16 protein-coding genes are annotated in these 21,776 nt (G+C 51.8%); all 16 read right to left on the bottom strand.

What is annotated here, in order from left to right:
• The 16 genes from FHT67_RS03260 to iolE all read right to left on the bottom strand — a co-directional run bounded on the left by FHT67_RS03260 (position 1) and on the right by iolE (position 21,771).
• Positions 1-888, bottom strand: coding sequence for a carbohydrate ABC transporter permease (locus FHT67_RS03260; protein ID WP_243711555.1), 888 nt, complete (start codon positions 886-888; stop codon positions 1-3).
• Positions 885-3,086 (bottom strand): DUF5696 domain-containing protein, encoded by a 2,202-nt coding sequence (locus FHT67_RS03255; protein ID WP_167195617.1) that lies wholly within the window; start codon positions 3,084-3,086, stop codon positions 885-887. Before FHT67_RS03255 ends, FHT67_RS03260 begins: the two co-directional genes overlap by 4 nt.
• The gene (locus tag FHT67_RS03250; protein ID WP_167195614.1) at positions 3,079-5,139 is read right to left on the bottom strand and encodes a YIP1 family protein; all 2,061 of its coding nucleotides are present in this window, start codon (positions 5,137-5,139) and stop codon (positions 3,079-3,081) included. Before FHT67_RS03250 ends, FHT67_RS03255 begins: the two co-directional genes overlap by 8 nt.
• A 21-nt stretch (positions 5,140-5,160) precedes the next feature.
• Positions 5,161-6,027: a carbohydrate ABC transporter permease gene (locus FHT67_RS03245; RefSeq protein WP_132303911.1), complete on the bottom strand. Its 867-nt coding sequence runs from the start codon at positions 6,025-6,027 to the stop codon at positions 5,161-5,163.
• Positions 6,028-6,029: 2 nt separating this feature from the next.
• Positions 6,030-7,028 carry a carbohydrate ABC transporter permease gene (locus FHT67_RS03240; RefSeq protein WP_243866883.1) on the bottom strand — a complete coding sequence of 333 codons (999 nt, stop codon included), beginning with the start codon at positions 7,026-7,028 and terminating at the stop codon, positions 6,030-6,032.
• A complete protein-coding gene (locus tag FHT67_RS03235; protein ID WP_167195611.1) occupies positions 7,025-9,970 on the bottom strand; it encodes an extracellular solute-binding protein in 2,946 nt (981 codons plus the stop codon). Before FHT67_RS03235 ends, FHT67_RS03240 begins: the two co-directional genes overlap by 4 nt.
• Positions 9,967-11,100, bottom strand: a complete 1,134-nt coding sequence (locus FHT67_RS03230; RefSeq protein ID WP_167195608.1) for an ABC transporter ATP-binding protein — start codon at positions 11,098-11,100, stop codon at positions 9,967-9,969. The genes FHT67_RS03235 and FHT67_RS03230 overlap by 4 nt, the downstream gene beginning before the upstream one ends.
• Before the next feature lie 116 nt (positions 11,101-11,216).
• Entirely contained in the window at positions 11,217-12,224 is a 1,008-nt protein-coding gene (locus FHT67_RS03225) for a LacI family DNA-binding transcriptional regulator (protein ID WP_167195604.1), read from the bottom strand.
• Positions 12,225-12,248: 24 nt separating this feature from the next.
• Complete coding sequence (locus FHT67_RS03220; protein ID WP_208403096.1) at positions 12,249-13,973, bottom strand: alpha-1,3-galactosidase-related protein; 1,725 nt, start codon at positions 13,971-13,973, stop codon at positions 12,249-12,251.
• A gap of 204 nt (positions 13,974-14,177) precedes the next feature.
• Positions 14,178-15,191 (bottom strand): LacI family DNA-binding transcriptional regulator, encoded by a 1,014-nt coding sequence (locus FHT67_RS03215; RefSeq protein ID WP_167195599.1) that lies wholly within the window; start codon positions 15,189-15,191, stop codon positions 14,178-14,180.
• Between the two features lie 169 nt (positions 15,192-15,360).
• Positions 15,361-16,374, bottom strand: a complete 1,014-nt coding sequence (locus FHT67_RS03210; RefSeq protein ID WP_167195596.1) for a LacI family DNA-binding transcriptional regulator — start codon at positions 16,372-16,374, stop codon at positions 15,361-15,363.
• Between the two features lie 111 nt (positions 16,375-16,485).
• Positions 16,486-17,301, bottom strand: a complete 816-nt coding sequence (gene iolB, locus FHT67_RS03205; protein WP_167195593.1) for a 5-deoxy-glucuronate isomerase — start codon at positions 17,299-17,301, stop codon at positions 16,486-16,488.
• 15 nt (positions 17,302-17,316) lie between these two features.
• Positions 17,317-18,357 (bottom strand): inositol 2-dehydrogenase, encoded by a 1,041-nt coding sequence (gene iolG, locus FHT67_RS03200; protein ID WP_167195590.1) that lies wholly within the window; start codon positions 18,355-18,357, stop codon positions 17,317-17,319.
• A 24-nt stretch (positions 18,358-18,381) separates the two neighbouring features.
• Complete coding sequence (locus FHT67_RS03195; protein ID WP_167195587.1) at positions 18,382-19,827, bottom strand: CoA-acylating methylmalonate-semialdehyde dehydrogenase; 1,446 nt, start codon at positions 19,825-19,827, stop codon at positions 18,382-18,384.
• A gap of 28 nt (positions 19,828-19,855) precedes the next feature.
• On the bottom strand, positions 19,856-20,857 hold the full coding sequence (iolC, locus tag FHT67_RS03190; protein ID WP_167195585.1) for a 5-dehydro-2-deoxygluconokinase: 1,002 nt from the start codon (positions 20,855-20,857) through the stop codon (positions 19,856-19,858).
• Positions 20,854-21,771: a myo-inosose-2 dehydratase gene (gene iolE, locus FHT67_RS03185; RefSeq protein ID WP_132303889.1), complete on the bottom strand. Its 918-nt coding sequence runs from the start codon at positions 21,769-21,771 to the stop codon at positions 20,854-20,856. Before iolE ends, iolC begins: the two co-directional genes overlap by 4 nt.
• Positions 21,772-21,776 lie beyond the last annotated feature (5 nt).

Raw genomic sequence — 21,776 nt, 5'->3', positions numbered from 1 at the left:
TTAAGCCCTCCTCGCCTTATTGGAGCTGTTAAGGAACAGCATAATGAGTGCAATCAGAATCATAATCAAGATAAAGTAGAGCCAAGCAATGGCGCTGGCGTAACCGTAACCGGTCGAGATATCAAACATGTTCTTTTTGATCTGTTCCATAATGGGATTAAACGGAAACGTAAACAGATCCACCATCGTGTACAGCAGGTTCAAGGCAATAAACGGCTTTATGCCAGGAAGCGTGATTTTCCAAAAGCTGGTCCACGGTGATGCTCCATCAATGCGCACGGCCTCGTAGATCGATTTGGAAATCGTTTGGAAGCCTGCGATAAAGATAAGAATCTGCACCCCCGACGACCATAGAATCAGAATCATCATGCCAAGTATGTCCAGCAGCGGCTTGGCGAGCGATTCGCTGAAGTTTTCCGTCACGTAAGTATCAATGCCATACTGGGCGATAAACGGTACGTCTCCCGCTCCCTGCTGGAACAGCTCCGTTAATACTTGGCCGGTAGAGAAGATAACCGGCAAGAAGAAGACGGCCCGGAAGAGAAAGCGTCCGGGAAACTGCTGATTCAGCAGGATCGAAACGCACAGCGAGAAAATGATGATGATCGGGATCATAAAAATCATCTGCTGCATAAAAACAAGAAGCTGGATGGTAAATTCGTTATCCTTAAATAACGCATCCTTAAAGTTCTGCATGCCAATGTAGGTATACTTGAATCCGGTGCCGGACAAGCTGACTTTCTGAAAGGACAGATACAACGACCAGCCGATTGGAAAGGCCATAAATACGGCGAATCCGATCATCCAGGGCAGCATAAACAAATAGCCCGCTCCGTAGCTTTTCCACTTATAAACAAACTTGGCCATCACCTTCGCCCTGTCATTCATCGGCTCGCCTCCCTTTCAACATCGAATCTTCCATTGTTGTAGTCGACTGTCACGCGGACGCCGTTGCCGTACTCCGTCACGTAAACGCCGGCTGCACTCTCGTAATGATCCGTAATCGGCTGGTTATCGGTAGAGGCCATCCGTTTCATGTCCGCATATTCCTCAAGCGCTTGCTTCTTCCACTGCTCGTATCGGCTGCTGAAAATCCCATACGTGGTCGTATCCAGCAACATTCGGCTTGACTCTGCCGTCAACATGAATGCCGGCACAGCGCCATATTCAATGCCTTTAAGCCTCTCAGCATTAATGTCGTTGCGCAAATTGCCGGGCGCCATCGTGTAGGTCACGCTGCCGTGCAGGGCTATCGGCATGAATGGAACCATCTCGTCAACCATGTAGAAATGATTGGTGTCTCTTGGTATTCCATTGATGTGATCGATATGGCCGAAGGAATACGAGTTTCCTTGATATACGCCGCTAAATCCCAGCTCCTTGCGTGTCATATCCAGGATCGAGTTATAAATAAGGGCCGTATCGTCACGGGTGTACTTGTAATTCGGATTGTAGTCGCGGGTAAGAAAATTCCCCAGCTCCTCGTACAGCACTCCGTCGACGCCGACGGCTTTCGCTTCATGCACAAGCTTCTCCGCCAAATGATAGGTGACATTAGGCGTTAGAATAAAATCGCTTCCAAATAGCAGAACGTCGCCTTCGGCCGAACGAACGCCAAAGTTCTTTGGCGACAAATCGTCGATTTCGGAATCGGCATCGACAAAGTCAACATTAAGCACGATCTCATAACCGAGCTCATGAGCCTTGTTAACAAGCGCCTTCAAACCGGCTTTGCCGCCAAGCTTTTTCTCGACATTGAAGGGATCCGTATTATAAAGCCTGCCATGGCTTTGCCAGCCATCCAAGGTGATGCGCGCATGTTCAACGCCCGACTGCTTCAGGTCGTTTATGATTTTCTGGGCCTGACTGAAGGTAGTCGCCACTTCGTAATCTTTATTGTAAAAGTTCGAATTGCCGCATATAATCATCAGCTCAAAGGGCACATCGCCCTGTGCGGTCTGAATCGGCTGCAGCTTGCCTTCCGATGTCAGTTCGTCGCGATACCGCTTAGCCATCCCCACGTAATCCGCTTCTTTGCCCGTCAGGAAGGAGTACTCCACTTCCCCGTCAAGCGGTGTCCGCTCATCCTCGAAGACTCTTGTTGCTTTACCGCCCAAACTAAGACGGCGGTCATATTCCTCGCGATACACGAATTTGGCGCTAACCGAATTAAAGGAGCTTACAACCCCCGAAGGCAATGCGCGAATGGCCGCCTTTGATGCTCCCGCCTTGATTATGGCCAGGAAAGCATCTTCACCTTTTTTCATGCCGAATACCGGCACGGCAGGGTACACGGCCGTGGAATCATAATTCGGTGATTTCGTGGTAATCTCAGGCCCGTAAACCGGCTGATTATAACCTTTGCCGATCAGCTGACGGCTTCGCGGGAAATGCATAAGCGCGCCTGGTCCGTCAGGAACAAATAGATAACCTGCTTCATCCGTTCCCGCCGCTCCGAAGAACGGCAGCACCTCGATTGACACGATTCGGTTATTTCCGTTCTCTTCCATTCCGCTGTCCGGGACAACCACCTTAAGGCCATTTTCAGTCAACGTATACACCATGGTGAACTTGATTTGAAGCTGGGTCAGGTCGTAATGGACGGCTATGCCGTCCTTCTGCTTGGCGACCGTCCATTTGACGCCCGATCCAAGAGCATTCGCGACCTTCCGCTGGATAGAAGCCTGCTCGTAATATTCCAGAATAAACGGCGATTCCAGGTTTGTGCGCAGATCGCCCTTTACCGTTTCCCCGGCAAGCGCCGACGGACTAGGATTGCTGTTCCAATACTCGCCGCTGTGAAGATTCTTCACTCTTATTTGCCCGGTTGACTGCTGAAATTCAAGTGCGTAACCCGCATTGCTCGCCGCTTCGGCAAATCCCTCGCCATCCACGGCATCCGCCTTCCAGGCATCTCCCGCAATGACTGCTACTGCTTCCGCTTTTCGCATATCGATGCCGGTTTTATCGGTCAGTGAGCTGTCCATTTGGCTTTTCGCAAAAAGCACGATACCCGCTGCAGCAATGACGATGGCGGCTACGAGAAGGACTTTCCGTCGCGGCCTGATGTTAATGAAGCTACCCAAGGAAAGCCACCTCCTTATACAGCTGATAAATAAAATCCGAGAGGTTAAAGGTCAGTCCGGCGCTGATGACGACAAACAGCCAGATGACGCCAATAGTTCCGATCGTGATGGCTGAATTTTTGGAATTTTCAATAAAATCAAAGTTGTGAATCACCTGCGAGCTGACAAAGAACAACAACACGACCCATATCCACATAATGCTCGTAATCGAGGAGACGAGAATCCCTTCCTCCAGAACGAGGATATTGGTAAACGCGATAATCGGAATCGAGAGCAGTGCATAAGGCAGCAAGGCGAATATGCTGGCCTGCAGCACCTCCCGGAAACGGCCTTCCCCATCCTTGACCGTGCTGACCAAGTAGTTGGCGATAATCCAAGTGAAGACAGGGACGAAGAAGAAAAGAAGCTCTGACCAAGGCCTAATCTGCCTGAGATCAACCGGATGAAAGATATACCCGCTCCAATACAAGGATGCCAGCTTAACAGCGGTCACAAGCAGCAGGATAATGAGCAGACTCCAGTATGAAACGTTCCTTCCTTTGATCCGGTAAAACCCTTCATACGGATGCAGCATCGTATATCCGCAATCCCGCAAATCACGCGTGATACCTTTCAAAAATTCGGGAGTGTGCACGAGATAATAACGAATGAATCTCTTAATCCCGAACCGGTAGATCAGCCAAAAGCCAACGATGGCGGCAACCAAGTAGCCAAAATTCCGTTCGATCCAATTCATCCGGTATGACCAGAACGCCTCGGAATAGCCTTCTACGTCATAGGACGTTTTGAAATCACGCATGGCTTCCACGGTATGGCCTTCCTTCTGGGCAACCTCGCCTAGAGCGAGGTACGTCAGGTTGATGGTCTCGTTGAGCGAGCTTACCTTGCGCCAGTTATCCGCGCCTTTCTCGTAGTCGCCGACGTAATAGTCGGCTGCCGCATCGAGAATCGCATTGCCAAATGCGGTCCGGTCGTAAGCCTGCAGCATGTTCAAATCCGAATCAAGCACCCAGAGCCGGTCCTTCGAATCGATTCCGATACTGGAGGGATACGAAAGCACGCCGCGCCGTTCCGATTGCTTCCGAACGCTTCCGAAGGTAAACAATTGCGAGCCTTCCGGGCTGAATACGGAGATCATGCTGTCAATGTCATCGTCTCCCGTTACTTTGCGGTCCAGGACGTAGTAAAAGTCCCGCGAGTCGGCTGTAACATCAACGATCTGATCGGAACCGGAGATAAGTCCCGAGTTGCTGAGCCTGTTTTGTCCGCCGGCCGTCAGCTTTTTCACCTGATCGGACTTGACGCCCAGCGTTGTCGTGAATAAGAAGCCTGAATGATCCAATGTGATATTGCTGAGCTCGTGAGGCAGCTTCTTGTTCTCCTGCGCCATCTGCTCTTCCGTGAAGATCGCCTTCTTGACCCGGTCAAGCAGCGTCACGCTTGCTTTGTTACCACCCAGAAAGCCTGTAAATTCTCCGTTCTTGTCGACCCGGACAAGGCCTTGGTACGAACCCTTCGAAACAATGTACATCATGCCTCGGGCATCAACAGCCATTTTGACCGGCACGAAATAGAAGGATTTCGGCACCAGCGAATTGGTCGGCTTCTGGAATTCCTTCACGAAGGTCCCTTCCGCGTCAAATACCGCAACCCGGCGATTACCCGTGTCGGCGACATAAATCTCGCCTTTCGAAGTTACGAATACGCCTTCCGGCGCATTAAGCGCGCTTTTGCCTTCCTGTCCGCCTACTACCCGAAGAAAACGGCCGTTTCTGTCAAACACGACAATGCGGTTATTCCCCGTATCCGCTACGAACAGCTGATCATTCGAATCAATAAACAAATCGCTTGGACCGCTTAGAGCATGCTCGCCAACATTAGTAACCGTCATCCCCGTCGCGTAGATATCCTGCATATAGTACAATCTGTCCCTTGCACCGCCGGTACCATGATCAAGATAGAACGTATAGTAAGGCTCCCTTGCGGATGCGGCGGTTGGAAACAACATCGCCAGCAAGAGCACCAGCCCTAACAACGGCATGTATTTACGCATATGAAACCCTCTTCTCTGGCTTTATTTCACACCGGAATGCACCATCGTCTCCATAATCCGCTTCTGGGCGAACAGGAAGATAATGAGATTCGGCAGAAACATGAGCAGGCCCGCCGCGGCCGCCATGCCTTGGCCTGCCACCGTATTATTGGCCCCGCTCGTGAGCGTCGTTATGTAGTAAGGCAGCGTCTTCATCGTCTCATCCTGCATGAAGAGAGTGGACGCCTGCCCGTCGCTCCATACGCTCTGAAAGGTAATGATCGCAATGGTGGCGAGTGCCGGCATCGCAAGCGGCATGACAATCTGAAGGAAGATTCGAAGCTCGGAAGCCCCGTCCACCTTGGCCGCCTCCACGAGCTCGTTTGGAATCTGGTCAACGAACTGCTTCATCAGAAATACAGCAACGGGCGACGCAATAAACGGCAGGATATGCCCGAAATACGTATTGTTAATCTGCAGCCAGCTGATGATCAGATACCGGGGAATGGCCACTGTCTCCGGCGCAAACATGAGAGACAGCATAATCATGGCCATTACGGCTTTCTTCAGGCCGAACTGATATTTGGACAATACGTACGCCGCCATGGAACAAGAAACGATAACAGCAACCAGCGATATGGATGTCACGATGATGCTGTTGAACAAATAACGAGAGAAAGGAACAACGCTTGCCGAGGAGCGCAGGAAGAGATCGTAGAAGTTGGATAACGTCGGCTCCTTGACCAGAAAAGTAGGCGGGAACATGAACAACTCGTTATAAGGTTTAAACGCATGGTTGATAATGAACACGATCGGCAGCGCAAGGAACGCCGCCAGGAGCAGCAGGCTGGCGAGCAGCGCAGCTTCAAACAACGTCATCCGCCTGATTTGGTTGAACAGCGTTTGCATGTCTACTCACCGTCCTTCGGGTTAAAAAGTTTGTAACTGATCTTTAAGGCCACATAAGACATGAGGAGCAGCACGACCGATACCATGGACGCATATCCAAGCTCAAAACGAATAAACGCGTAATCATCGATATGGTTAAGAATGAGATGGCCGGAGTATTGCGGCGTGATCGGAAGCCCGGTCAGCTGGACGGAAATCGAGCCGGCCTTCAAGGTGCCGACAATGGCCATAACGGCGCTGAACAGCATTTGCGGCTTCATCGAAGGAATGGTGATGTAATACACCTCTTGCAGCCTGCTCGATATCCCGTCAATTTTGCCGGCCTCGTACAGCTCCTTGTTCACGGTGTCCAATCCGGCCAGCAAGGAGAGAAATCCGACGCCAAAGCTCATCCAGACCGTGACGATAATCATAATCGTGAGCAAATATTTCGGATCCTGAAGCCATAACACGGGCTTGGAGATCATGCCGAATTTCATCAAAAAGTTGTTGACGTAACCGACATAATCTCCGCTAAAAGCGGCCTGCCAGACGACCGTCAGCGCCACGCCGCCCGCTAGAGACGGCGCGTACACGGCAAGCGTTACGATATCCCGGATCGACTTGGGCAGCTGATAGATCAGCCAGGCGATAAAGAAGCTGAGCGCATAGCCGCAGGGACCAACAAAAAAGGCGAATTTCAGCGTATTGGGCAAGGCGTATTTCATAAAGACGGTATCTTGCGTAATGAGTGCAATAAAATTGTCAAAGCCTACAAATTTCGGAGGGTTAAAAGCATCGTAAGAAGTGAGACTCATAAGCAGCGCCAGGGCAACCGGCACCAGAATGAAGGCAATAAAGCTGATCAGGAAAGGCGCGAGAAACAGGTAAGCGAGCTTCTCCTTCCAAGCTCTCGCGAGCATCCCCTTAATATCCGGCATCAATATCCGCCGCATTCTGCTTTTCATTCTTGGCTTTGCTGCCGGTCCCGGGACTGTCCGAACGACGGTCACATCTTTCATGGCTGCACGGTCCTCCAATCGTAAGGCTTATCAATGACAGGCATGCTGAGATCATAGCTGCCGTCCAGGTTTAAATTTTGCTGCTTGCGCACCATTTCGCGTTCCAAATCGGTAAACGATTTGTCCAAAGACTCTTTCGGCGGAACCTTCTGCACAACGGTTCTGTTCCAGGCAAAATCCATTTCCCTGGCTAGGTAATAACCGCCCGGAAGAGACGGAATGTTTAGGGTCCAGCGATTTTGCTCCTCCATTGCGGAAATGTCCGCCGAAGGCCACGGCATTTCGGCCAGCGATTGCATGTTTGCCGTATTCCAGCGGTATTCCGGACCGTTAAACGATTCAATGTTCCTGCCGTATTCGAGCTGGACCTCCTTCGACGTCCACCATTTGAGGAATGTCCAAGCCTCATCCTTTTTGTTGCTCTTCTCCAAAATCATGCCTGCCTGCATATTGTTTGGCGCCCAGCGGGCCACCTCGCCATCCGGCTGCTCAATGCCCGGCATTGCCGCTACTCCCCAGTCTCCTCTGATTTCCGGAGCAGAGACGAGGAGCTGAATATACGTATTAAAGTCGGCTACGCCAATCGGCATATCTCCGCGTTTGAAGTGATTAAAGAAGGATGGCACATCCCGCGGCAGATCGTATTTGCCGAATAAATCGGTCCACATCGTAAAGGCTTTGTACGCCTCTTCCGTATCGAAGCCCGGCTTCAGCCCGTCTTTCGAATACAGCTGTGCGCCATTCTGAAGGAAGAACGGTGCATAATCCTTGGACGGATAGTAGAACGTCATCGCATTCTCCTGCAGCGACGGCAGCAGCTTGCGGACATCGTCCCAAGTTTGCGGCACCTCTACGCCAAGGCTTTTCAATATACTTTTCCGGTAGTACATCAGATAATAAGACTGCGTTTCCGGCAAGGCATAAACTCCCTGGTTAAAGGTGAATGACCGCATCGCGCCCGGATTAAACCGGGAGAAGATTTCCTTGAAATCCGGGAATTGGCTTAGATCGGTCGAAGCCTTGCGAATCGCATAGTCCATCGGCATATCCATCGGCACGCCAAGGGCGACATCCGGCTGGTCATCTCCCGCGTTGCTCAGGAGCAGGGCGTTCGGATCCGGCATCAGATTGATGTTTACGTTAATGCCGGTTTGCGGCGTGAAGTACTGATTCACCATTTCCTGCAGCAGGTCCGCGTAGTCACGCCCTCTGGCCACCCAAATTTGGAGGGTGTCGCCATTCTTCTCGCTGCGGGTATCGTATTTCAACTGGAAAGTCCGCAAAAAGTTAACCGCCGTGTACGGAATTTTGGTCGCCCAGTTCGATTCCTTCAGCTCTGGCTTTGCTTCAGGCGCTTTCACCACGAGATAATCCATGGTCATTCCTTGCTGAGAGAAGGAATCCAACCATGTGCCAAGCCGGGTCTGCAGGTCGGTCACTTTACCCATCTTTTGCGGGATTTTATCGATATCCGCTACCAGATCGTTCAGAACCTCAATGCCGATATTGATTGAATTGGTCGCATCGTTCGTATTCTGATTCAGACCGTTCATATAAGTCTCCACCGTCCGCAGCTGATCTCTCACACCCGTCAGGCGCGATTCAAGATCCGGAATATACGAGGCGAGATCCCATGTCCGGTTCGCGTCTCCTCCGGATGCGCCGTAATCGCCGGTAACCTTGCGGATCATCTGCTCCAGCTCGAACATCTCGGAGATGGCGCTGCGCAGCGACAGGATAGCAGGATCGAGCAGCGATGCGTCGGCCACGAATCGGATATTGTGCTTGCCTTTTTCCAGATAGAACCGGTACGGCTTGCCTTCCTTGTCCTGAATCGGATAAACGGTCAGCTTGCCGTTATAAGGGAATGCGTAGTGCAGCATCTCTTTGAACGGGGTTTCTCCGTCGATCTGGATCGTACGGTAAATGTTTGATTTGCCTTGAAACCGCTGCGTATACTTCACGTCAAGCTCATACCAGCCGGTCTCGGGAATGTCTACCGTCCATTCCGCCCATTGTCCAGCCTTCTGCCAACGGTTGCCGTCGATGGCATTATAGACAACCCGACCCTTCGGATCCGGGGATACATGCGGCTCGTTTACGCTGCCGACCTGAACGGACGGATGAGATTTGCTAGAGTAATTCTCCGCTTCCATAACGGAGAACCAGTTGGAAGCATTGCCGCCGGCCGTTTGGGCTTCAGCGGTTTTCTGGTCGTAGGAAGGCAGAACCTCGGGTGCAACGAGCCTGATCGCGCCCCATTTCATTGGCTCGTTAAGAGCCTGGAAGCGCAGCGTGTGCTGTCCTTTCTTCAAGCTGAAACGCAGAGGCTCGGAAGAAATCGCATAGTTGCGCAGCCTCTCGGTTTCCCAGCCTTTAATAACGATCTGCGCCGAGCGGATTTCATTGCCAATCGCATCCTTCGCATAAGGACGAGTCTGGTCCTTCCAGTACTTGACCAGCTCAATCGACTTTGCTTCCGCAAACGGATATTGGCCGTCAATCTGCAAGCCGTAAAAAATGGAGCTTGTGCTGTTCTCCTGCAACGGCTCATATTCCAACTCGATCTGGTAAAGACCGTCGGCCGGCACATCGACGTTCCATTCGATCCAGCCTTGGCCGTTATCCCAAGCTAACGATTCCGCACCAGCCGTGGAACCGTTTGCAACTGAATGTTTGGCTTGGTCGCCGCTTGCTGCAAAATGAAGGGGATTAATGCTTACCTGCTTTCCCTGATAATCGCCTATGCCCTCCGAGGCATAACCCTTAAGAACCTCATAATAATAAGGACTTCCTTCTCCGTCTTCAAACCCCTCGAGCTTAATGCTTTCCGCGGATAAAACGGGAAAAATTTTGTGTCCCTCGTCCATCGACCGATACGCGTAAAAGAGAACAATGAGAACGATTAGAGTCAAATAGACATATCTTTTCCGGACCTTCATAGCTGCCCCCGCCGGCTGTCCGAACGGAGATTGACGCCCGTCTCCGCATCAAAGAAATGAGCCTTCTCCATCTGGAATCCGATCTCGATCGTGGTTTTCAGCTCATACTTGTCGTCCGAATCGTCGATTCGGGCTACCACGCTTGTTTCCCCGAAATTCAGATACAAGTATGTATCCGCGCCCATATGCTCTTTAATATCGATTAAAGCGCTTACTTTATTCGGATTATCCTGGAGCCATACCGGATCACTGACCAGGTGTTCAGGACGAATGCCCAGAATTACGTTACGCATGGAAGGCGCTTCGCGAAGCTCCGGGTAGAAGCTCTCGGGAATTCGCAGCCTCACCCGCCTGTTATCGAAATAAAGACGGCCGTCGCTTTCCTTGATGCTGCCCGCAATAAAGTTCATGGCCGGCGAACCGATAAAGCCGGCAACGAATTGATTGGCAGGATTCTGATAAATTCGCTGCGGTGTGTCCGCCTGCTGGATGACTCCGTCCTTCATCACGACAATCCGCGTTCCCATCGTCATCGCTTCGGTCTGGTCATGCGTCACGTATACGGTAGTTGTTCCAAGCTCCTGATGCAGCCGTATGAGCTCCGCCCTTGTCTGCGCGCGAAGCTTGGCATCCAGATTGGAAAGCGGCTCATCCATCAGAAACACTTTTGGTTCCCGAACGATCGCCCTGCCCAGCGCGACCCTTTGCTTCTGACCGCCTGAAAGCTGGTTTGGTTTCTTGTCCAGATAATTCGTAATCTCAAGAATACGGGCTGCTTTCTTCACCCGCATATCGATCTCATGCTTAGCGGTCTTCCGCAGCTTAAGTCCAAGTGCCATGTTCTCGTAAATCGTCAGATTCGGATAAAGCGCATAGTTCTGAAACACCATTGCGATATCCCGATCCTTCGGCGATACATAATTTATGAACTTGTCTCCGATATAAATCTCTCCGTCCGAAATATCCTCAAGCCCGGAAAGCATTCGTAAAGTCGTTGTTTTCCCGCAGCCTGACGGCCCTACCAGGACAAGGAACTCGCCGTCCTCAATGTCCAGGTTAAAGTCGTTAACGGAAGGTTTCTTCTCTGAACGATAGGTTTTGTATACATGACGGAATGAAACGCTTGCCATAAGATCCCACCTTCAACCCCATACTGTTTACAAAAATATACTATAATTATTAAGTAAAATTGTCAATAATTTTTAGTTAAATTAAATACTAAATTATAGTTTAATTTATCGATCCATTATAAAGACTCCCGAATCACAAAGTCGGTCTGGAAGATATGATGAAGCGTATAATCAAGCTCGCCCTTCGACTTCGAAAGCGCGGCCTTGACGGAGTGAACGCCGATTTGGAAAGCAGGCACGCTGATCGTAGTTAGTCCCGGCGATACATAGCCGGCCACTTCAATATTGTCAAACCCGACAAGCTTAACCTGCTCAGGCACGGATATGCCCATCATCTGGAACGCGCTGAGTGCGCCAATGGCAATGGCGTCGCTTGCCGCAAAGAATACTTCCGGCAGCCTTGCGCCTTTATTAATCCACTTCACGACCGCCGCCCTTGCCTTCTCCATGTCGAAATCATCCAGCTCCACGATCGTATCCGGCTCGAAAGTCCGTCCCATAAGCAGATGCAGGTCCTTGAAGGCTTCAAAGCGGGCCTGCGAGCTGGGACCGATAAAGCCGATTCGGTCGAACCGGTTAAAAATTTCGGTCCTCAGCCAATAAAGCGTATCGGCATAAAAGTTCACGCCAACGTAATCAACATCGTCAGGCAGCATATTCTGCTCAATGCCGGCGATGACCACATGGATGTTGTTTTGCCGCAGCAAGGAGAAGTATTCCTCATCGGAGCCTGCGACCCAGATTACCGCCGTCACTTCCATTTCAAGCAGCTTGTCGCATAATGATCTTGCCGTATACAAGCTCAAATTCAGACAGGAAAAAGCCATTGTCACCCCAAGCCTGAACGCTTCCTTCTCTATGCCCTGAATAATCTGATACGTATAGGTGCCCGACAACACGTAATTGGGCATCCCGATGACGTAAGCCAGCTTATAGGCGGTTACGGCTCCGGGTGCGCCGTTCTTATCCATCCGCCTTGCCTTGTACCCCATTTCTTCCGCAAGCGACCAGATGAGGGCCTGCGTCTCCTCGCTGCATACGCTCGTATCGTTATAATTGACCACCTTCGAAATGGTCGTAACCGATACGTTCGCTTTCTTTGCTATGTCTTTAAGTCTTACCATCGTTCCACCTCAAGCCTTCCAAAATTACTCCTTCACGGCAGCAAGCTGCTGTATTTCCTTGCCGTTAATCCGGCTGACCAGCACGCCATCCTGGCAGCGGTTGCCGGAAACCTCCACATAGCTGCAGGCTTTCAGATCTATCACATACGGAAGTTCGTCTGCCTGCCGATAACGGTCGCTGAGCTCGACGACGTTATTCGTGAAGGTGAAACCGGCGATGGAATGACCCGTCGCAAGCACGGGATGAAAAGTCCGGAACAGGTTCCGTTCAATCGCAATATTTTCGTGATACCGGCCTTCAAACGACTCCGGATTTGCGATCTCGGGATCGATGTCAATGATGCCTCTTCCCCAGAACGGATAACAGTAATTGCAATCCTCGAAAACATTTTCCCTGATGGAAACGCTTCGTACTGCCCCCGACTCGAACCAGTAATTCGCGTCCCCCGATATTTTGATGGCGGCACCCGGCGTGCTGATGACGTTGCCTTCGAACAGTACCTTGCCCGGCGTAGTGATGAGAAATCCCCTGGCGCGGTTTGCCCTCGCGACGCAGCCGTGCACGTGAAGATCCGGCGTCCGCGTCAAGTTCTCCAATCCGTCGCCGCCGTTGACATCTGCAGGAAGCGGCGCTTCCAATTCCACCAGCATATATTCGGCGTTAATGGCGCGGACCGCTTTCACCTGCGATTCGAAATAAGGCAGCAGCGAGTCGTTTCGGACCAGACGGACACGATCACCTGGATGAAAGACCTGAATTCCGCGCTGCTGCGGATGAACCAGCCTGCACAGAAGGTCCTCCCCATGGCGCTCGGATACTTGCGCATAAATGCTGTGGACGTTGCACGGATCGTCCATCTGATTCTCAAACAAGCAGTTTTCGAGTTCGATTTTTCCTTGGCAATTAACGAAATGCGTAGCGTCGGCTGAAGCGCTGAATAAGCGGTCTGAATGAGGGCGGGGCATTACGTTAAAAGCTCGAAGATGCAGGTTCTCCGAATTTTGGGCGATAAAGCCCATGCCTATGGAGGCATGAAGATCAACGTCTTCGACAAGGATATTGCGGCTGTTATTCACGAAGATGCCCGGGCAATCCCGGTATCCGGACTGGAGCAGTACGATATCCCCGTTCTCCGGAGAATAATGATCAAACCCGCTGTAGCGGATGCGGCGCTCTCCGCTCTCTTCCACCGTGCCGCGATCGTAGTAGCCCCACATGAGGATGTCCCCAGAGCCTTGCTTTGGGGCTTTTGTATGAGGGTCCATTACGATAATCCCCTTAACAGGCTCCTTCCAGCCTTCGCCAACCGCGATAAGCTTCCCGCTGCTTACCTCATAGGGATAATCCTCCGATATGCTTACGTCGAAGCCCGATTCGTCAGCTTGAACAACGGTGCCTTGCGTGATCGTGGACCGCTCGTAATCGATCGTGAAACGGGTTAGCGTAATATCCGAACTGTTATCGATGACAAAAGGGGTCGTAAGACCATGCATCATAAAGGTTGAGCCCTGCCCGTCAAGCGTGAAGCCGTTCATCCCAATCAGCGGAAAAGCTATCTTTCTTGTTTTCTCCTGATCATGATTGGAAATATAATACAGGCGTTCAAGAGCCTTCTCCGGCCAAAAATGGTAGGTCCCTTCGGGGAATACCAGCGTGGCGCCGGGAATGCCCCTGCAATAATCGATTGCCCGAAGGACGGCCAGCGCAGCGTCTTCTCCCCCGTCAGGCTGCAAACCAAACGATTCCATGGACACGTACAAAAACATCTCCCCGTTTCTAAAAGATCTGAATTTCGTAATCACAGTTTAGTCTCTTTCGAGATTATACTAACATTTAAGCTTAATTTCTTCAATATTTATCTAAAATTTTAGTTTAAATTAAACCTTTTTTTAAATACGCAAAAAAATCCGCCGCTTTGTTGGACAAAGCGGCGGATTTCCGGCCAATGGCTATTATAGCGACTGGCGCTCAATGTACTGCGTCGGGAACAGGTAGCGTACGGCAAAATCACGCTCCCCGCGAAGTCTCGACAAAGCGGCTTGCACAGCCATAACTCCAATCTTGTAGGTTGGCACTTCAATGGTGGTCAACTCAGGCACGAAATAACTGGACATCTCTATATTATCGAAGCCAAGTACGCGAATTTGATCCGGAATCTGAATGCCTTGTCCTTTAAGAACGGTCATGGCGCCAAGCGCAATGGAGTCACAGGCAGCAAAGATGGCATCCGGCAGAGCATCGGCCCGCTGCAGATAGGATTGCATGACGATTTTCGCTTCTTCGATTGTCCAACCTTCCATATCAAGAATAAATTCTTCCTGAATCGGCTTTTGCAAAATGCCATGAGCATCTATAAAAGCATTGTATCGCGACAGTTTTTTCGGTCCGATATACCCTATGCGTTCAAAGCGGTTAGCGAAATGCGTCTTCATCCAGCGAAGCGTCTCCGAATAGAAATCAACGCCGACATAGTCAGCATTGTCAGGATAATAGCCCGGCTCGATGCCTGCAATCGTTATTCGAATCCCCAGCCGCTCAATCACCTCGAAGAAGGCTTCGTTGGTGCCGGCAACCCAGATAACGGCCTCTACGTTTGACGCTGCCAGCTTCTCGCCCAGCATCTCCGGCGTGTACAGATCCAGGTTCAGGCAAGTGAAAGTAATATCGGCCCCTCTTCGGATAGCTTCCGACTCAATGCCTTTAATAATCTCATAGCTGTAGGATTGCTGCATAACATAGGAAGCGGTTCCAAGAACATAAGCAATCGTATACGTGCGGTCGGTCTTGTTTGTCTCCTGCTTGGCATTAACTTTCTTCTTCACTTTGTATCCCATGGAATCAACGAGCGACCAGATCAGCTTCTGCATCTCTTCGCTGCAAACGCTCGTATCATTATAATTCACGACTCTTGACACGGTCGTTACGGATACATTTGCTTTTTTGGCAATCTCGCTAAGCGTAACCATAGCAAACCTCCGATTTTCTCATTTAATCTATATTTTTTTAGTATAATTGTATCGCGCAAATTTCACAATCTTTGTGTTTGTACTTGCGAATTTTATGTAACATTCTCGTTTGAAAATAGAAAGGGGCTGTCCCAAAGGTCATTCATATGACGACTGGGATAGCTCCTCTTTACTTTACGTTATTCACTTTTGCCGTCGACTGACGGATGTGGATTTCCGGCCGCAGCACGATTCTTTTTTTGACCGGTTCTGCTTCGTCCAGATTGGAAATTATTAATTGAAACGCCTGCTTCGCCATGCTGGCAATCGGCTGAGCGACGGTCGTGAGCGGCGGATCAACGACCGCAGCCAGAATCGTATCGTCAAAGCCTACAATCGACAGCTCCTCGGGAACCTTTATCCCGAGACTTCTCGCTTCCTGCATCGCCCCGATCGCAAGCACGTCGTTACAGCAGAATATCGCGGTGGGACGATCCTCCCGGCCCAGCAGCTCGCCGGCGCCGCGGCGTCCTTCCTCTACCATATAATCGCAGATGACGAGCTTACGGTCGTCGAACGAAATCTGATGGTCCTGCAGCCCTTGCTTGAAGCCGCGGATTCTTTCCCGGGCGCTGCTTACCTTCAATTGCTCCGACAAGATGGCGATCCGGGAATGACCCATCTCCGCCAAATGCTGCGCTGCCATCAAGCCGCCTACATAGTCGTCGGCTACAACCGTGTCTACCTCCAAAGCCGCCGCTTCCCGCGAGATCATCACGATCGGGATGTTCCTGGCTTGCAGGTTTGTCAGAATGTCCAGGTTGTCTACCCCGGTTCCGATAAGAATGCCGTCCACGTTCTTTTGTTCCAAGAGGGCAATATAACGTTCCACTCTCTCGTCTTTATTGTCCGTGCTGCACATGATCACGCTGTAGCCCAATTGATGCGCCTGATCCTCGATAGCCCTCGCAATCTCGGAGAAAAACGGATTGGATATATCCGGAATAAGCAGACCCAGCGTATAGGTCTTCTTCCCCATCAGCGCGGAAGCATTCACGTTAGGCTGGTAATTCATCTGCTCCATAATTTTAAAGATTTGTTCCCGTCTTTTCTTGCTGACGTTGCCTTTACCGTTAATGGCATTGGAGACAGTGGCAATCGAGACCCCTGCTTCTTTCGCCACATCGTATATGGTTGCTTTCATGCCGAATCCCTCTGAAAAGTAAGATGGGGGATAGATGACCTATCCCCATGATTTCCTATTATGAGTGTTTCTATCGGCAGTTGCAACCGTAGAGAGCGCCAATTGAAGGACTTACTTGGTCGAAGCGTTCAGGATCCATTGATGATCGGGATCATTGTAGAATTTCCATATCCGGCGTGGTCCCGCCATGACATTCAGGTAATAGACCTCATAGCCTGGAGGTGCGGCAACCGGATGGTAGCCTCTAGGAACAAGCACGGCCTCGCCGTTCTTCACGACCAGCGTCTCATCCAAATCCCTTTCATCCGTATAGACGCGCTGAATCGCATAGCCTTGCATCGGATCTACCTTGAAGTAATAGGTTTCCTCCAGAAACGATTCCTCCGGAAGGTTATCCCGGTCATGCTTGTGAGGCGGATAGCTGGACCAGTGTCCGCTTGGCGTAAACACTTCTACGACTAGAAGACTGTCGGCCGGCTCCTGCTCCGGCAAAATATTCTGGACGAGGCGTTCGATATTGCCGGAGCCCCGCACTTCCGTCCCTACCTGTTCGGGCGCGATCAAACGCGCTTCATGGTTTCCGTGGCCGGGCGCGGAACAAACGGCAACCTCCAGTTCCGTAAGAGCCTCGATCCCGTAAGATTGACCATTAGGAATATAGACGGAATACGGCGGAATTTTCTCGAATACGCTCATCCGTCGGCCGATTTCGTTCCATTCCTTGCCGGCGGCGTTAACATTCGCCAGCCCGCTCAGCAGAACAAGGCATACTTCCTTGTCTTCCGTTTGTCTCTCGACGGACTGGCCCTTCCGCAATTTCAGAACCTCAAAGCCGACGTATGTCCATCCTGCCGATTCCGGCGTAATGGACAGGACGGAGCCGTCCGGACCCGCTGTCCTCTCTGGAGTGACGATAAGCTTGGACATGTTCGTATACCTCCGTTATAGTTTTGCGGACTGCAGCAGCAATTCGTCCAGCTCTGACAGCTTGATCGAACGGTTCAGCTTGCAGGACAGCTTCGCGGCGAGCGCGATCCGTTCCGCCTGCAAGCCGTCTTCCCCGGTAACCGGAAGTGCCGTGCCGTGCACCAGACTGTCGATAAATTGCTTCGATTCATCCGCATAAGCGCCCATATAACGCTCCAGGAAGAAATGCAGCGGTTTGTCGGAAACGATTCCTTCTGCCGTGCTGACAACAGCCGTATTCGGATGATCGTTGGCTATCGCAACGCTGCCTTTGGAGCCGAATACTTCAACGCGTTGATCGTAGCCGTACACCGCTTGGCGGCTGTTGTCGATGACGCCAAGCGCGCCGTTTGCGAACTTCAAGGTAACAATCGCGGTATCGATATCCCCGCATTCTTCAAATACCGGATCAACAAGCACGCTGCCTTGCGCGAATACTTCCACAACCTCGCTGCCGGATACGAAACGCGCGATATCGAAATCGTGTATGGCCATGTCCATAAACAATCCGCCGGAAACTTTAATGTATTCCTTGGATGGCGGGTTCGGATCGCGGGAAGTGATTTTCACGACATGCAAATCCCCGATGGTTCCCGCTTCCACATGCTCTCTTACCCGTTTGAAGTTGTGATCGAAGCGGCGGTTGAATCCGATCTGCAGCTTAACCCCTGCTTCCTTCACCGCTTTAATCGCTTCAGCCGTTTCCAGGATGGACATGCTGACCGGTTTCTCGCAGAAAATATGCTTGCCGGCTTGCGCCGCCTGCTTGATCAGCGGCACATGCGTGTCGGTAGAGGAGCAGATAAAGATGGCATCGATATCCGGATGCCCGATAATCGCATCGGAATCTTTGGTCAAGAGGCCAATGCCTTTTGCCGCCGCCCACGCTTCAAGCTCCGGTCCGGCGAACAGATCGCTGACGCCAACGATCTCGACCTCCGGATGCTTAAGCAGATTTTCCGCATGTATTTTACCAATTCGGCCAGCGCCGATGATGCCGATTCTCACTTTTGACATCGAGTAGACCTCCCGTATGATCGATTACCAGCGTGTTGTAACCATTTTCTTGCGCGTGAAGAACTCGACGCCGTCGGTGCCGTTCGCGTGCAGGTCGCCGTAGAACGATTTCTTCCAGCCCGAGAACGGGAAGAAGGCCATCGGAGCCGGTACGCCCAGGTTCACGCCAAGCATGCCCGCATCGATCGTTTCGCGGAATTGGCGCATCGACGCCCCGCTTTGCGTGAACAGGCAAGCGCCGTTGGCGAATTCGGAACGGTTGGCCAGCTCGATCGCTTCATCCAGCGTGTCTACGCGTACGACCGACAGGACCGGAGCGAAAATTTCATCCTCCCAAATTTTCATCTCGCCTTGCACCTTGTCAAAGATCGTTGGGCCAACAAAGTAGCCTTGACCGCTTGATGCCGCATCCTTCCGACCGTCGCGGATCAGCAGCGCGCCTTCCTTCTCGCCGATGTCGATATATTTAAGCGTGCGTTCCTTGTGAGGTCCGCGAATAACCGGGCCAAGGAATACGCCGTCTTCCATGCCGTTGCCGATCGTAATGTTGTCGGCAGCTTCCTTAAGCCTGCTGACAAGCGTGTCGCCAACCTCGCCTACGGCCACAACGACGGAGCATGCCATGCAGCGCTCGCCCGCGGAGCCAAAGGCTGCGTTTACGATTTCTTTTACCGTCAGATTCAGATCCGCGTCCGGCATAACGATCGAGTGGTTTTTCGCGCCGGCAAGCGCCTGCACGCGTTTCCCGTGCGCCGAAGCCGTTTTGTACACATACTCGGCTACCGGTTGGGAGCCAACGAACGAAATCGCCTTAATTACCGGATGCTCCAGCATGCCGTTTACGACATCATGCGCGCCGTGAACGATATTAAACACGCCTTCGGGAAGTCCAGCTTCCTGCAGCAGCTCAGCCAGACGGTTAGCCAGAAGCGGCGTACGCTCCGAAGGCTTCAGCACAAAGGTATTGCCGCAGGCAATCGCAAGCGGGAACATCCAGCAAGGCACCATCATCGGGAAGTTGAACGGCGTAATGCCGCCTACGACGCCAATCGGATAGCGGTACATGCCGGATTCCAGATTGGTTGCGATATCGGGAAGCTGTTTGCCCATCATCAGGTTTGGGGCGCCGGCGGCAAATTCCACGCATTCGATACCCCGAAGCACTTCTCCGTACGCTTCGCCGTAGCTCTTGCCGTTCTCCAGCGTTACCAGCTTCGCAAGCTCATCCCAGTTGTCGACCAAAAGCTGCTGATATTTGAAAAGAATGCGCGCTCTCTTAGGCACCGGCGTGCGGCTCCACGTTTTGAATGCTTCGGCAGCCGTGCGTACAGCGAGATCAACGTCTTCTTTCGTAGACAGTGGAACGTTGGCGAGAACTTCTTCGGTAGCCGGGTTGTAGACTGGCTCGCTTTGCGTTGCGGCCGCTTCTACCCATTGACCGCCGATCCAGTTTTTTAATTGTTGCGTCATAGGAGCACCTCTTCCTTGTATTTGCGAATTAAACAACGATTTCACCGCGTTCGCAGCGGGCGATATATTCATGAACCTGCTCGGCTCTTGGCATGGCATCCGAGCAGCTGTGGCTGGAAATAACGATGCACGCGGACGCGCTGCCGAACTCCATGCTTTTCTCGAGCGTCCAGCCCTGCATCACGCCGTACAGAAAGCCTGCCGCATAGGAGTCGCCGGCGCCGAAGGTCTTGATCACCTTTGCCGGGAACGACTTGGCCCGATGGCTTGCCCCGTCCTTCGTGTAAGCGATGGAGCCTTCTTTGCCGTGCTTGATAATGACGATTTGCGCGGAATGATTGAACCATCTCGATGCCGTGCTATGATCGTTATGCTCCTGCTCGAAGCATTCCATCATATCGAACTCTTCCCGCGTACCGAGGATAATGTCGCATTTCTCGGCGGCGAGATTATAATAAACGGCCGTTTCCTCTTGCGATTTCCATGTATAAGGGCGGTAATCCAGATCAAAGGCAATAACCGTGCCATGCTTCTTCGCATATTGAAGCGCTTGGAACACCGCTTCGCGCGAAGGACTTTGGGCAAGCGCCGTTCCGGAAATAAGCAGCAGCTTGGATTTGGCGATCAGCTCCTCATTCACTTCGCTTGGCGTAAGCAGCAGATCGGCCGTGTTGTCGCGGTACATCAGGATACTGCAGTCGGTTGGACTCTTAATCTCGGTAAATGCAAGACCGGTAACCGCACCCGTGTAGTCGTTTACGACATTGCTTGTATCAATCCGGTTCTTCTCCAGATAATCGCGGATAAAGCGGCCCATTTGATCATTGGCGATTTTGCCGATAAAAGCGGTCTTTAGATCAAACCGCGACATTCCGATCGTAATGTTGGCCGGAGATCCGCCCACATATTTCGTAAACGTGCTGGTTTCTTCCATCGGACGGTTAATTTCGTTTGCGTTCAGGTCGATGCAGAGACGGCCGATTGCCGTGAAGTCGAGAGACCGGTCAGCCGGAAACTTGATGTCGTTCATTGGGATTCCCCCGCTTTCGTAGGAAGTAGCGACTCCAGATAAGCAATGGCTTTGGATGCGAATTCGTACGCCGGAGCTTTGCCGGGATCCTGTTCCCCCTCGAGCATCGCCCAGCCGTTATAACCGCGGGCCAGCAGCTCTTCCACAACCGGGCGGAAATCAAGATCGCCGGTTCCCGGAACCGTAAATACGCCTTTGCGGATGCAAGTGATAAAATCGGCCTTTTCCGCGCGCGCTTCATCCAGCACCCGCTGTCTTACATCCTTCAGATGAATGTAGGCAATCCGGTTATAATGCTTGCGAAGCACCTCGAGCGGATTCGCTCCGCCATAGTAGGCATGCCCGGTATCAAACAGCAGGTACACCAGATCCGGATCGGTCAGCTCCATCAGCCGGTCGATTTCTTCCGGGCTCTCTACGGCCGTTCCGCCATGATGATGGTAGGTCAGCTTAAGGCCATGTTGCTTGGCCAATGCTCCGGCTGCGTTTAGCCCTTCGGCAAGACTCTTCCAGCCTGCCTCGTCAAGCGGGATAACTTCCTTCTCGTTTGGCGTGCGCCGGGGATCGAAATGAAGCGAACCGCCTACCTCGCAAGTGCTGATCACCGTACTGCCCATTTCCTTGAGGAATCTGACATGCTGCTCGTAAGCCGCAAGCTCTTCTTCCCGGTAGGCCGGATCCGAGAAAAGCACGGATTTCCACTGGGATACCAGCTGCAGGTTTCTTTTCCCCAGCTCCCGCTTAAGAACCTCGATATCCGTCGGATACTTGCGTCCCATCTCGGTTCCTGTCAGGCCTAACCGCTGCATATCATCCATAATCTGCTCGTAAGTGGTGTCGGCACCATGCTCCTTCACATCTTCTCCGACCCAGTTGATCGGATGGGCGCCAATCTTGAACGGCAATGTCTTCATCAACC

Origin of the sequence: Paenibacillus sp. BK720, from assembly GCF_011761545.1 — a bacterium.
Taxonomy (GTDB): Bacteria; Bacillota; Bacilli; order Paenibacillales; family Paenibacillaceae; genus Pristimantibacillus.
Note: the sequence above shows the minus strand (reverse complement) of the source record. Positions and strands in the feature narration are given on the sequence as shown.